The following is a 13209-nucleotide window of genomic DNA, read 5'->3' as shown; positions in this document are numbered from 1 at the left end:
GGATTCGCGCGCGGCGTCTGGCGCCGCGCGACCGGGGTCAGCTAGCGACGTGCAGCGAGCTTTTCGTCGAGCGCCTGCAACTGCGCCGGCGTGCCGACGTTCTCCCACAATCCTTCGTACAGCTCGCCCGTTGCACGCCCACGCGCGATCGCGTCGCGGTAGTAGGGCGTCAGCGCCCGACGCGTGCCAGGTTGCAGGTCACCGAACATCCGTGTGTCGTACAGCCCGATGTTGCCGAACGTGAAACGCGGGCTCGCATCGAGCGACAGCACGCCTTCGACCAGCCCGAAATCGCCGGCTGGATGGAACGGCGGATTCGGCACCATCACGAGATGCATGCCAGGCTCGGGCAACGCGGCAAGCCGCGCGCCGTGATCGTCGAGCGTGCCGTAGTCGAAGTCAGCGTATACGTCGCCGCTGACCGCCACGAAAATTTCGGGCTTGCCCGCGTCCTCCAGCAGCGCTCGCGCCTGTGCGATGCCGCCGGCCGTCTCCAGCGCTTCGCCTTCGGGCGAATAGCGCAGTGCGATGTTCCAGCGCGAGCCGTCGCCGAGCGCGGCCTCGATCTGCGCGCCCAGCCACGCGTGATTGATCACGACGGTCCTGAAACCGGCTCGCGCGAGGCGCTCGATCTGCCATTCGATCAACGCACGGCCGCCGGCTTCGAGCAGCGGCTTCGGACGCGAATCCGTCAGCGGACGCATCCGCTCGCCGCGCCCCGCGGCAAAAATCATCGCTTTCTTCAGGTAATTCACAGGGGGACCGATCCTGGATGAAATGCTCAGAACGTGTAGCCGACGTCGATGGCGCGGCCTTCCAGCTGGTCGAGCAGCTTCGCAAAAGGCGCGAGTGGGCGATACCGTTCGGCCACCTTGCGCGCATAGCCGATGAAGCGCGGCAGGTCGGCCATGTAGTGCGGCTTGCCATCGCGGTAGTTGATCCGGCAGAACAGGCCGAGCACCTTGATATGCCGCTGCAGGCCCATCCATTCGAGCTGGCGGAAGAATTCGCCGAAATCGGGGTCGACCGGCAGGCCGGCTTTTTTGGCGCGCTCCCAGTAGTACACGAAGCAGTCGAGCTCGAACTCCTCGTCCCAGCTCAGGAAGGCGTCGCGCAGCAGCGAAGCGACATCGTACGTAATCGGGCCGTAGACCGCGTCCTGGAAGTCGAGCACGCCCGGGTTCGGGGTTGCGATCATCAGGTTGCGCGGCATGAAATCGCGCAGCATGAACACCTGCGGCTGCGCCCGCGCGCTCGCCACCAGCAGCGCGAACGTGCGGTCGAGGACGCCGCGGGTGGTGTCGTCGACGGCCTGATCCAGATGCCGGCCGATAAACCACTCGGGCATCAATTCCATTTCACGGCGCAAAAACGCTTCGTCGAACGGCGGCAGGACGTCTGCCTGCGATGCGAGCTGCCAGCGGATCAGCGCATCCAGCGCGTCGCGCATCAATGTGCGTGGGACCGTGCTGCCTTCTTCGCCCTGCGCTCCGGTCAACGCCCGCAGGTACGACTGGGTGCCGAGATCGGTGACCAGCATGAAACCCGCGTCGAGATCGACCTCCAGCACACGCGGCACGTGAACGCCCGCCTGCGCGAGCAGTTGCGCGACCTGCGCGAACTCGCGGCACTTCTCCGGCGGCGGCGCGTCGACCGCAATCAGCGACGCGCCGTGCTCACCGCTGGCGGCAAGCCGGAAATAGCGCCGGAAACTCGCATCCGACGAAGCCGGCGCGAGCGAGGCCAACTCAAGGCCATACCGGTCGGCATGCGGACGAAGCCAGGTGTTGAGCAGATCCAGACGGGTGTCGGGGGTTGGGGAGGCGGCGCTGGCGCCGGAAAGCGTGGAAAAGGTCATGAAAACCCGAGGCAAATTCTGAGGGGCAACGTCTTGCCATATAATACCCCACGACTTTTTTGACGCGACTCGCGCCAGCTTTCGCCCATCCCGTTTGACCGCCCGCCTTATCGATCGACAGATTGTGATTTTTTTGTCTGCATTCTGGCTGACACGGCCCGATTGCGCTGGCGGCGGACAGTGACTGCGTGGGCTGGCGGCGGGTCGATTCGCCAAACGATACATGCCGCCCAGACAGCTTTTCCAAACGACACCTTCTTGTGACGGTGTACCGCGCAAAAGGCGGCTCGTCGCGGCGCTGATCGCCGTGCCGGGCCTGATGCCCGCGCTGACGCACGCCCAGCTGGTCGGCGATGCCGCGCAGGCGCAGCCTGTCGATGCGCCATGGGGCCTGCGGCTGGCCCCGCAACTCGAGGAGCATCCGGTCGCAAGCGGTCAGCGGCCCGCCACTTTCGTGCTCGGCGATTCCACCACCGGCACGGGCGGCCAGGATATGGCCGCGAAAGGCTCGGCCGAAGTGCGCCGCTTTACGTCGGTCATCAAGGCCGACGCGCTCCACTACGACGAAGACACCGACATGGCCGACGCCTACGGCTCGGTGCACGTCATCAACAACGGCATTGCGTTTACCGGGCCTGAGGCGCACATGCGCGTCGAGGCGAGCGAAGGCTACATGCCCGCGCCGAAGTACCACTTCAACGTGACGGGCGGTTCCGGCAGCGCCGAGCGCGTCGACATGCTCGATAACGAGCGCTCCGTGTTTACGCACGGCACCTATACGGCGTGCCAGTGCACGGACGACCCGGCGTGGTACATCAAGGGCACCGAATTCAATTTCGACACTGGCGCGGACGAAGGCGTCGCGCACAACGGCGTGCTGTTTTTCGAGGGTGTGCCGATTTTCGCGAGCCCGTGGCTGTCGTTCCCGCTATCGGGCGAGCGGCGCAGCGGTTTTCTGCCGCCCGTTGCATCGCTCAGTTCGAACAACGGTTTCGAACTGTCGGTTCCGTATTACTTCAATATCGCGCCGGATCGCGACCTGACGCTGACCCCGCGGCTCATCTCGAAACGCGGCCTGCAGACCCAGGCGACGTTCCGCTATCTGTCGCCAACCTATAGCGGCACGATCACCGGTGAGTTCCTGCCGCACGACGCGATCACGAAGACCGATCGTTACGCGATCTACCTGCAGCACAACCAGAACTTCGGCAACGGGTTCGGCGGATACGTCTATTACAACAAGGTTTCGGACAACACCTATCCGGAAGACCTCTCGTCGACGACGAACCAGTTCCTGAACGGCACGCAGTTGCTGTACCAGCAGGAAGCAGGCCTCACGTACAACAATGGCCCGTGGTCCGTGCTTACACGCGTGCAGCACTGGCAGACGCTCGAGCCGTCGATACCGCCGTATTCGCGCGAGCCGCAGTTGAACGTGAAGTACACGAAGTACAACGTCGGCGGCTTCGACTTCGGTGCGGAAGCGGATTACACGCGCTTCAAGACGACACAGGACGATACGACCGAAGGCCAACGGGTCATGTTCAACCCGTACCTGTCGTATTCGGTGGTCGGGCCCGGCTATTTCGTCACGCCGAAGGTGCAGTTTCACTTCGCGTCGTACGATCTCAGTACGATCGGCAGTGGCGCACCGGCTGGTCAGCCGAAGAATTTCACCGAGTCGATCCCGACGTTCAGCTTTGACACCGGCCTGATTTTCGACCGCTCGGTGCGCATCTTCGGCCAGGACTATATCCAGACGCTGGAGCCGCGGCTGTACTACGTGTACACGCCGTATCGCAACCAGGACTTCGCGCCGCTCTTCGACACCGCCGATTCGGATTTTGGTCTCGCGGAAATCTTTACGCCGAACACGTTTGTGGGTGGCGACCGGATCGCGGATGCGAACCGGATCACGGCAGCGCTCACCACGCGCTTCATCAATCCGGCGACGGGCGACGAACGTGCGCGTTTCGTGATTGCGCAGCAGTATTACTTTCAGGACCAGCGCGTCACGCTGCTGCCCGGTCAGTCGACCGCGCAGGCGACGCATTCGGACCTGATCGCGGGCGCATCGCTGAAGCTGGGGGCCGGTTTCGCGTCGGAAACCGCGTTCCAATATAATGCGGACAACAATCAGCTGACCAAGGCCAGCGTCGGTTTCGGCTTCAGTCCGGCGTCGGCCAAGGTGATCAACGTGGCTTACCGCTACACGCGTGCGAACACCACGCTCGACAACCAGCCGATCAACCAGATCCTGGTGTCGGGCCAGTGGCCGCTGACCCACCGTGTGTACAGTGTCGCGCGGCTCAACTATGACGTGGGCGGGCACAGGCTGGTCGACGGCCTGATCGGCATGCAATACGATGCCGACTGCTGGACGCTGGGGGTCGGTTTCCAGCGCTATGCAAACGGGCTGAATACGTCGGGCGCCCACACGTCGAGCACGAAGTTCCTCGCGCAGCTGACGTTGAAGGGCCTGTCGAACGTCGACAACGGGCTGATCTCGGCGTTCCGCGCCAGCGTGCCCGGTTACACGCCGCTGCAGCCGGGCACGCCGCCGCAGTCGCGATTCACCAACTACGAATGACCGTCGCCCGATCATTTATAAAATGCGAAAAGACGGGCGGGGCGCGCCCGACATCACTGGAGTATCTGTGGCAATCATGAAAAAGCTTCGCCTCGCAACGCTTGCAGCGGGTATCGCCGCCGCGGCGTCCTTTCTGCCAGTTTCATCTGCTCAAGCGCAGGCGCTCGGCAACAGCAACGGCCAGACAGTCGACACGATCGCAGCCGTGGTGAACAACGGGGTCATCACGCAGCGCGAACTCGACGAGCGGGTCAGCCTGATTTCGCGGCGTCTCGCCCAGCAGAACGCACCGGTGCCGCCGGCCGACCAGCTGCGTGCGCAGGTGCTGAACCAGATGGTGCTCGAACGCATTCAGCTTCAACGCGCCAAAGAAGACGGCATCGTCGTCGACGATGCGGCTGTGACCCGCACGCTCGAACGCCTCGCGCAGTCGAACGGTCTGACGCTCGACGTCTACCGCGCGAAGATCGAGGCGCAGGGTGTGCCCTGGACCGTGTTCACGAACGATGCGCGCACCGAACTGACGCTCTCGAAGCTGCGCGAGAAGGAAGTGGACAGCAAGGTCACGGTGACGGACGGCGAAGTCGCGAACTACATCGCGAGCCAGCGCGGACCGAATCCGGGCCAGACGAGCGATCTGCACTTCCAGCACATCCTGCTGAAGGCTGCGCAGAACGCGCCGCAAACCGAAATCGAAGCCGCGCAGCAACGTGCGCAGGCGTTGCTGCAGGAAGCCACCGGCGGGGCCAACTTCGAAAAGCTCGCGAAGTCGAATTCGCAGGCACCCGATGCGGCGAAGGGCGGCGACATGGGTTTCCTGTCGCAGTCGAAGCTGCCGCCGGAGTTCGTCACCGCGGCCGCGACGTTGCGTCCGGGCCAGGTGAATCCGTCGGTGATCCGCACAGCGGACGGCTTTGAAATCGTGCGTCTCGTCGAGCGTCGCAGCTCGCAGGGCACGGCATCCGCCGATGCGTCGCATCTCACGCAGACGCATGTGCGCCACATCCTGCTGCGTATCGGCGACGGCATGTCGGAACCGGAAGCGCGTCAGAAGCTGCTCGACATCAAGCGTCAGATCGTCGCGAGCGGCGGCGACTTCGACAAGTTCGCCCGCACGTATTCGCAGGACGGCTCGTCGTCGCAGGGCGGCGATCTCGGCTGGATCAGCCCGGGCGAAACGGTGCCGGAGTTCGAGCGCGCGATGAATACGCTGCAGGACGGTCAGATCAGCGACCCGGTGCGCAGCGAATACGGCTATCACCTGATTCAGGTGCTGGGCCGCCGCGAAGCTGAAGGCTCGGTTTCGCAGCAGATGGATCTGGCGCGTCAGGCCATCGGCCAGCGCAAGGCCGAGCAGGCTTACGCCGACTGGCTGCGCGAACTGCGCGACACCGCGTACATCGATTACAAGATCGACCAGCCGAGCGTTCAGTAACCGTCATGAAACCTTCCGCCCAGCCGCAACGCGCGCCGCTGCAGATCGCGATCACGACGGGTGAACCCGCCGGCGTCGGTCCCGAACTGACAGCGCAGGCGCTCGCGGCTGCGGCAGCGCATTGGCCCGACGCACGGTTCACCGTGCTCGGCGACGCTGCGCTCATGGCAGAGCGGGCGCGCGCAGTCGGCGTCGACTGGGCCGCAGTTACCGGCGAACGCGGGGGCGGCCGCATCCGTATGCAGCACGTGCCGCTTAACGCGCCGTCGCAGGCCGGCAAGCTCGATGCGGCGAACGGCCGTTACGTGCTCACGCTCCTCGACCACGCGATCGACGGCGCGCTCGCGCACACGTTCGATGCGATCGTCACCGCGCCGCTGCAAAAAAGTACGATCAACGATGCCGGTGTGCCTTTCACCGGTCACACCGAATATCTCGCGGAGCGCACGCAGACACCGCGCGTCGTGATGATGCTCGCGGGCACCGGCCAGCGGCCGCTGCGCGTCGCGCTGGCCACGACGCATCTGCCGCTGAAGGACGTGTCGGCGGCGCTCACGATCGACGGCATCGTCGAGACGTTGCGCATTGTCGATCACGATCTGCGTCATCACTTCGGCATTCCCGCGCCGCGAATCCTCGTCACGGGGCTCAACCCTCACGCGGGCGAGAACGGCTATCTCGGCCATGAAGAAATCGATGTCATCGCGCCGGCCCTGAAGCAGGCGAACGACACGGGCATCGACGCACGCGGCCCATATCCGGCCGATACGCTGTTCCAGCCGCGCTATCTGAAAGATGCCGACTGCGTGCTCGCGATGTTCCACGATCAGGGCCTGCCGGTCCTGAAATACGCCACGTTCGGTGAAGGCATCAACGTCACGCTGGGCCTGCCGATCATCCGCACTTCTGTCGATCACGGCACTGCGCTCGACCTCGCCGGCACCGGCCGCGCAGACGCGGGCAGCCTGATCGCCGCCATCGACACCGCCGTTTCGATGGCGCGCCATCGTCGCGCGGCCTGAACTCTTTTTACTGTTTCTCCGATGTCCAACAGCCCAGGCAGCAGACAGCATCAGGGCCATTTCGCCCGCAAGCGGTTCGGACAGAATTTTCTGGTCGACATGGGCGTGATCGACTCGATCGTCGACGTGATCGCGCCGAAACGCGGCGAACGCATGGTCGAGATCGGACCGGGTCTCGGCGCGCTCACTGGTCCGCTGATCGAGCGTCTGTCGACGCCCGAAGCGCCGTTGCATGCGGTGGAACTCGATCGCGATCTGATCGTGCGTCTTACGAAGCAGTTCGGCGCGCTGCTCGAACTGCACGCGGGCGATGCGCTCGCGTTCGACTTCGGCTCGCTCGCCGCGCCGGGCGACAAACCTTCGCTGCGGATCGTGGGCAACCTGCCGTACAACATTTCGAGTCCGCTGCTGTTTCACCTTACGGCGTTCGCGCCGGTGGTGATCGACCAGCACTTCATGCTGCAGGACGAAGTCGTCGAACGCATGGTCGCGGAGCCTGGCAGCAAGGCGTTCGGCCGGCTCTCCGTGATGCTGCAGTATCGCTATGTGATCGACAAACTGCTCGACGTGCCACCCGAATCGTTCCAGCCGCCGCCGAAGGTGAATTCGGCGATCGTGCGCATGATTCCGTACGCGCCGCACGAATTGCCGGACGTCGATGTGCGCGTGCTGGGCGACGTGGTGACGGCCGCGTTTTCGCAGCGTCGCAAGATGCTGCGCAATACGCTTTCGGCGTATCGCGATGTCATCGATTTCGATGCGCTTGGTTTTGACCTGCAGCGCCGCGCGGAAGATGTGCCCGTCGAGGAATACGTGCGCGTCGCGCAGACGGTGTCGGCTTCGTCGAAAGCACGGCCGGGCGGCGCGGAACCCGCGTAACGCCCGCGTTTCAGGGCGGCGCCACGCCGGCAATGCGAAAGCGCGTCAGGCAACGCGCTGGCGCGCAGGCGCATTGACGAGCGCGATGCCGGCGAGCACCAGCACGGCCGCCATCAGAAAACGCAGGCTGAACGATTCGCCGAGCAGCAGCACGCCGAACGTCACCCCGAAAAGCGGCGTCAGAAACGAGAACACCGAAAGCCGCGACGCCATATAGCGCGTCAGCAGCCAGAACCAGATCAGATAGCTGACGAACGCCACCACCACCGCCTGATACGCGAGACTTGCGACGACGAGCGGTGTAACCGTCGCCACGTGCACCTGCCCGAGCGGCACGGACAGCGCAAGCAATACCACCGCCGATACGGTGAGCTGATAAAAAAGCGTCTTGCTTGCGCTCGTATGCGCGAGCTTCGTTGCGCGCACGACGACCGTCGTCGCGGCCCAGGCGATGCCGCCGGCCACGCCTAACGCATCGCCCGCGACGCCCGCCAGCATCGACGCATGGCTCGTCGCGCCCGCGCGCGTGAAGCCGTCCGCGAACGCCAGCGCCATGCCTGCGAACGCCGTGATCACGCCGATCCACTGAATGCGTCGCATGTGTTCGCCTGCCACGAACCAGTGCAGCCCGAGCGCTGTGAAGCACGGCGCGGTGTAGAGAAAAACGGCCATGCGCGACGCGCTCGTGAGCGTGAGGCCAAGAAAGATACAGACGAATTCACAGGCGAACAGCACGCCCGCGAGGAGGCCAGCGCCGAGCGTGCCGTCGTCGCGAAAGAGCGGCGTGCCACGCAGCCGTGCCCAGCCGCACACGAGCACAGCGGCAATCGCCGAGCGCAGGCCCGCCTGGAACACCGGTGCAAGTGCAGCATTCGCGTTCTTGATGGCCACCTGCTGCATGCCCCAGATCGCGCACAGCGCGACCATCAACAGGATGGCAAAGGTATCGGGTGCGCGGCGAACCGCAACCGCATGGGTGCTCATTGCGCGACCTGCATGGCGTGCGTTGCGGGCCGCGCCTTCGCGCGTGCTGGGGTGCGAAAACGCAGGATCATGGGCTCTCTCGTGTAAGGGCAGGCCATACCATATCAAAAGGCACGTGTCACCGCCGCGATGCCCCCACGACGCGCACGTGCTTCCATTTCGCCACGCCGTGCATGGACGCGATGGCCGCTGGCGACGCTGTGGAGTACATTCCTCAGACGTTCCACCGGCCTCTCGTCCCGAGAGTGACCGTCATGCAAGGTTCACAATCCTGCGCCGCCAGGGGAGACCGTATGACGAAGCTGAGCACGTGGCGTTTTGCACTGATTCCGGCGGCGCTCGCGTGCCAGATGGCGCACGCGCAATCCAGCGTCACGCTCTATGGAATCGTCGACGGCAGCATCCGCTACATGACGAACGTCGACCAGGCGGGTAATTCGAAAGTCGTGATGGGCAACGGCGGCATGAGCGAAAGCCGCTGGGGCATGAAGGGCGTCGAAGACCTGGGCGGCGGCTGGTCTACATTCTTCAAGCTCGAAAACCGCTTCTATCTGAACACGGGCCAGAGCGACCCGACGCTGCCGTTCTTCAACGAAGCGCAGGTCGGCATCCGCTCGACATCGTACGGCCAGGTCATCATCGGGCGCCAGTTCAACGTGATGATCGAGGGCATCACGATCGGCGGATACGGCAGCAATCCGTGGATCCCGTACAGCTTCAGCTATCAGCCGGAGGTCACGTTGTCCGGCGGCATCTGGACCAGCAACCAGGTCCAGTATCAGGCGCACTTTCACGACATCCTGTTCTCGGCCGCGTATGCCGTCGGGGGCGTCGCGGGTCAGACATCGTATGGCAGCCAGTACGGCGCGGCGATGGCGTATGCGCCGGTGGGCGGCCCGGTCAGCCTGGGCGGCGCGTATGAGGAGACGAAGGACTCCGTCAACGGTTCGGGGTCGCTCGCGTGGACGGTCGGCGGTTCGTACACGTGGGACAAGACGCGTTTTGCCGTGGGCTACATCGTCAACCAGAACGACGCGGGCTTTTCCAACTTCGCGAACGGACCGTTCACGGCGCCTGTGCTTGCGGCGCTGAAGTACACGGACTTCTCGAAGCGTCGCATGATTCTGGGCGGCATCACGCAGCAGATCGGCGCGGCGTGGCATCTGGCCGCGAATGTCTGGCGCACGCTGCAGGACGGCAAGACGCCCGCACAGGACGGCTCGGCGTGGCAGTACCAGCTCGTCGCCGACTATGCGCTCTCAAAGCGCACCGATGTCTATCTCGAAGGCGACTACGCGCAGTATCACGGCGACCTGATTGGCGCGCAGTTGCAAGGCGTGAACAGTATCGGGCTCGCGCAGAAAAGCACGCAGCTTGGGATCATGGCGGGTCTGCGTCATACGTTCTGAGCGCGTGGTTTTGTGTTTGTGAACCACGAAATCTGCATTCGCGGGCCGCAGGTGATGGCGGGCTACTGGAACCGTCCGGAAGAAACGGCGCGCGCGATGACGCTATGCGCGGAATTGCCGAAGAGTGCGGTCGGCAAGATCCTGCGGCGGGCGCTGCGCGACGGCGTGACCTAGACGGCGTGGCCTGGACGGAGTGGCCTGGACGGAGTGGCACCGCCGGGCGCCAGCGGCATCGTGGGTTCCTTGGTACATTTACGTCCTCGACGTTAAATGCAACAGGGGGTCTACGATGCGTCTGCTTCACACCATGCTTCGGGTCGGCAATCTCGACCGTTCGATCGCTTTCTATACCGAACTGCTCGGCATGAAAGTGCTGCGCCGCAACGACTATCCGGAAGGAAAATTCACGCTCGCGTTCGTCGGCTACGAAGCCGAACGTGACGGCACAGTGCTTGAACTCACGCACAACTGGGACACGGAATCGTATGAAATGGGCACGGCGTTCGGCCATCTGGCCGTCGAAGTGGACGACGCCTACGCCGCATGCGCAAAGATCAAGGCGCAGGGCGGCACGGTCGTGCGCGAAGCCGGCCCGATGAAACATGGCACGACCGTCATCGCATTTGTGACCGACCCGGACGGCTACAAGATCGAATTCATCCAGAAGAAATCGTAACGCGCACGTGCCCCACGCGTAGCGCAAAAAACAGAAGGCCCGCTACACAAGCGGGCCTTTTTCATCAAAGCGTGGGCAGCAGTTCCGGTGGATGATGCTTGAGCGTTTGCCGCGCTTCACGGAACTCGGGAAAGATCGACTCGACCGTTTCCCAGAACCGCGGGCTGTGGTTCATCTCACGCAGATGCGCGAGTTCATGTGCGACAACGTAATCGATGATCGACAGCGGAAAGTGGATCAGGCGCCAGTTGAGGCGGATGCGCCCATCGCTGGAACAACTGCCCCAGCGCGTCGCCGCCGACGACAACGCATACGCGCGATAGCTCACGCCGAGCTTCTCGGCATAGATCGCGAGCCGCTCGCCGAAGATACGCTTCGCCTCGTTCTGCAGCCAGCCCTGCACGCGGTCCTTGATCTGCTGCGGATCGGCGTGTTGCGGCAACGGTAGCAGGAGCGCGGCGTGACGTGCGTCGAACGTGAGCGTGCCGCGTGAAGCCGCCAGCGTCACGCTGACGGGCTTGCCGAGATACGGCACCTGCGCGCCATCTTTCCAGTCGACCTGCGGCAGCGCGCGCTGTTCGACGCGATTCTGCCATTCGTTGATCTTCGTGAAAATCCAGCGCTGCTTTTCGGTGATGGCCGTTTCAATATCGGCGAGCGTCACCCAGCGTGGCGCGGTGATCGTGAGCCCCGTGCTGTCGATCGCAAACCCGATCGAGCGCCGTGCCGAACGCTTCAACAGATAGTGGAGCGTCTGCGAACCGAGCGTGAGGCTGCGCAGCTTCGTGCCGTCGGGTGCGAACTGGGCGCCCGGCTTCGCTGACGGAGTCGGGGTTTGGGGTGACGCGGGAGAGGGCGGCATCGGGACAGCCGGCTCGGCAAAGAGCGGCAGATCGAGTTGCCGGCTATCGAGCGCCGCAGCGGGCTGCGGCGTGGGAGACTTCTGCATCGGCTTCGGCTTCGCGCTATACGCCACGTGATGGCGTGGGGCGCGTCAGATTCGGGCAGCGGCAGGCGTGCTATCGGCAGCGCTGTACGCAGCAGGATCGATACGGTGCATTTCCGCTTCGATCCACGTTTCGACGCGCGTGTTCACTTCGTCGGGCGTGAGCCCCGTTGTCTCAATCGGCTTGCCGATCGACACTGTGACTATACCCGGATATTTGAAGAACGAGTTGCGCGGCCACACGCGGCCCGCGTTGTGCGCGATCGGCACAACCGGTGCGCCCGTCGCGATTGCAAAGCGTGCGCCACCCGTCTTGTACTTGCCTTTTCGGCCCGTCGGCGTGCGTGTGCCTTCCGGGAACATGATGACCCATGCGCCTTCGGCCATGCGTGCCTTGCCTTGCCTGATGACCGATTCGAATGCGTACTTGCCTTCCTTGCGATCGATGTGAACCATCTTCAGCAAGCCAAGCGCCCAGCCGAAGAACGGCACGAAGAGCAGCTCACGCTTGAACACGTAGCAAAGCGGACGCGGCATCAACGCCGGAAACGCAAGCGTCTCCCACGCCGATTGATGCTTCGACAGCAGCACTGCGGGGCCATCGGGCAGATTCTCGAAACCTTCGATGCGATAGCGGATGCCGTTCAGCCAGCGCACGACGTGCAGCGTCGTTGCGCACCAGCCCGCGGCCATCCAGTAGCGCTTGTCGGCACGCATGAACGGAAACGCGATGAAGCATGCAATCGCGTACGGCACGGTGAATACGACGAAATAGATCAGCAGTAGCAGCGAACGAATAAAGCGCATCGGCGTGGTCAATCAATGAGAGTGATGCGCGCAGGGCGCATCACTCGTGTTCTTCGGAGAGGAAGTCGAGCGCGAACGCGCGCAGGTCCGCATGCACGATCGTGCCTTCGGGCAGGCCGCCCGCGGCGAGCGTTTTCTGGCCCTTGCCGCTTAGCACCAGGTGCGGAATAAAGCCGAGCGCCGCGGCCGCCTGCAGGTCGCGCAGCGAGTCGCCGACGCACGGCGTTTCTTCCGGATCGTTTTCGAAACGCTCGGTGATCATCTTCAGCATGCCGGGCTTCGGCTTGCGGCATTCGCATTGATCTTCCGCCGTATGCGGGCAGAAGAACACGGCGTCGATGCGGCCGCCGGCCGCCGCGACCATCTTGTGCATCTTCAGATGCATCGCGTTCAACGCGTTCATGTCGAAGAGACCGCGGCCGATGCCAGACTGGTTCGTCGCCACCGCGACGCGATAGCCTGCCTGGGTCAGACGCGCGATCGCTTCGAGCGCGCCCGGCAGCGCGACCCATTCGTCTGGCGATTTGATGTACGCATCCGAGTCGACGTTGATCACGCCGTCCCGGTCGAGTACCACGATCTTTTTTGCGCTGGTGGGCATGG

General features: G+C 63.9%; 13 protein-coding genes. 7 read left to right on the top strand and 6 right to left on the bottom strand.

What is annotated here, in order from left to right; genetic code table 11:
- Nucleotides 1-41: 41 nt before the first annotated feature.
- Both murU and LPA36_RS06160 read right to left on the bottom strand, forming a co-directional pair.
- Nucleotides 42-734: an N-acetylmuramate alpha-1-phosphate uridylyltransferase MurU gene (murU, locus tag LPA36_RS06165; protein WP_228875629.1), complete on the bottom strand. Its 693-nt coding sequence runs from the start codon at nt 732-734 to the stop codon at nt 42-44.
- A gap of 47 nt (nt 735-781) precedes the next feature.
- Entirely contained in the window at nt 782-1858 is a 1077-nt protein-coding gene (locus tag LPA36_RS06160; protein WP_228875251.1) for an aminoglycoside phosphotransferase family protein, read from the bottom strand.
- Nucleotides 1859-2081: 223 nt separating this feature from the next.
- Between LPA36_RS06160 and LPA36_RS06155 the strand changes: the two genes are divergently transcribed.
- The 4 genes from LPA36_RS06155 to rsmA all read left to right on the top strand — a co-directional run bounded on the left by LPA36_RS06155 (nt 2082) and on the right by rsmA (nt 7784).
- A complete protein-coding gene (locus tag LPA36_RS06155; protein ID WP_228875250.1) occupies nt 2082-4448 on the top strand; it encodes an LPS-assembly protein LptD in 2367 nt (788 codons plus the stop codon).
- A 67-nt stretch (nt 4449-4515) separates the two neighbouring features.
- Nucleotides 4516-5883 (top strand): peptidylprolyl isomerase, encoded by a 1368-nt coding sequence (locus tag LPA36_RS06150; protein ID WP_228875249.1) that lies wholly within the window; start codon nt 4516-4518, stop codon nt 5881-5883.
- A 5-nt stretch (nt 5884-5888) separates the two neighbouring features.
- Nucleotides 5889-6905: a 4-hydroxythreonine-4-phosphate dehydrogenase PdxA gene (gene pdxA / locus LPA36_RS06145; RefSeq protein ID WP_228875248.1), complete on the top strand. Its 1017-nt coding sequence runs from the start codon at nt 5889-5891 to the stop codon at nt 6903-6905.
- Between the two features lie 21 nt (nt 6906-6926).
- Nucleotides 6927-7784 (top strand): 16S rRNA (adenine(1518)-N(6)/adenine(1519)-N(6))-dimethyltransferase RsmA, encoded by an 858-nt coding sequence (gene rsmA, locus LPA36_RS06140; protein WP_228875247.1) that lies wholly within the window; start codon nt 6927-6929, stop codon nt 7782-7784.
- Between the two features lie 45 nt (nt 7785-7829).
- Here the strand turns inward: rsmA and LPA36_RS06135 are convergent, their stop codons facing one another.
- Nucleotides 7830-8768: a DMT family transporter gene (locus LPA36_RS06135; RefSeq protein ID WP_228875246.1), complete on the bottom strand. Its 939-nt coding sequence runs from the start codon at nt 8766-8768 to the stop codon at nt 7830-7832.
- A gap of 293 nt (nt 8769-9061) precedes the next feature.
- Here LPA36_RS06135 and LPA36_RS06130 point away from each other — a divergent pair, with 293 nt between their 5' ends.
- The 3 genes from LPA36_RS06130 to gloA all read left to right on the top strand — a co-directional run bounded on the left by LPA36_RS06130 (nt 9062) and on the right by gloA (nt 10853).
- Complete coding sequence (locus LPA36_RS06130; RefSeq protein ID WP_228875245.1) at nt 9062-10177, top strand: porin; 1116 nt, start codon at nt 9062-9064, stop codon at nt 10175-10177.
- Between the two features lie 18 nt (nt 10178-10195).
- Nucleotides 10196-10351 carry an AMP-binding protein gene (locus tag LPA36_RS06125; protein WP_228875244.1) on the top strand — a complete coding sequence of 52 codons (156 nt, stop codon included), beginning with the start codon at nt 10196-10198 and terminating at the stop codon, nt 10349-10351.
- 115 nt (nt 10352-10466) lie between these two features.
- A complete protein-coding gene (gloA, locus tag LPA36_RS06120) occupies nt 10467-10853 on the top strand; it encodes a lactoylglutathione lyase (RefSeq protein ID WP_228875243.1) in 387 nt (128 codons plus the stop codon).
- Nucleotides 10854-10917: 64 nt separating this feature from the next.
- Here the strand turns inward: gloA and LPA36_RS06115 are convergent, their stop codons facing one another.
- From LPA36_RS06115 to gmhB, 3 genes are read right to left on the bottom strand one after another with little or no spacing between them, the layout of a single operon-like run.
- Entirely contained in the window at nt 10918-11802 is an 885-nt protein-coding gene (locus LPA36_RS06115) for a M48 family metallopeptidase (protein ID WP_228875242.1), read from the bottom strand.
- 45 nt (nt 11803-11847) lie between these two features.
- Complete coding sequence (locus LPA36_RS06110; RefSeq protein ID WP_228875241.1) at nt 11848-12606, bottom strand: lysophospholipid acyltransferase family protein; 759 nt, start codon at nt 12604-12606, stop codon at nt 11848-11850.
- 40 nt (nt 12607-12646) lie between these two features.
- Nucleotides 12647-13207 carry a D-glycero-beta-D-manno-heptose 1,7-bisphosphate 7-phosphatase gene (gmhB, locus tag LPA36_RS06105; protein ID WP_228875240.1) on the bottom strand — a complete coding sequence of 187 codons (561 nt, stop codon included), beginning with the start codon at nt 13205-13207 and terminating at the stop codon, nt 12647-12649.
- Nucleotides 13208-13209: the final 2 nt, after the last annotated feature.

The organism is Paraburkholderia saeva, assembly GCF_907164555.1.
Classification (GTDB): Bacteria; Pseudomonadota; Gammaproteobacteria; order Burkholderiales; family Burkholderiaceae; genus Paraburkholderia; species Paraburkholderia saeva.
Note: the sequence above shows the minus strand (reverse complement) of the source record. Positions and strands in the feature narration are given on the sequence as shown.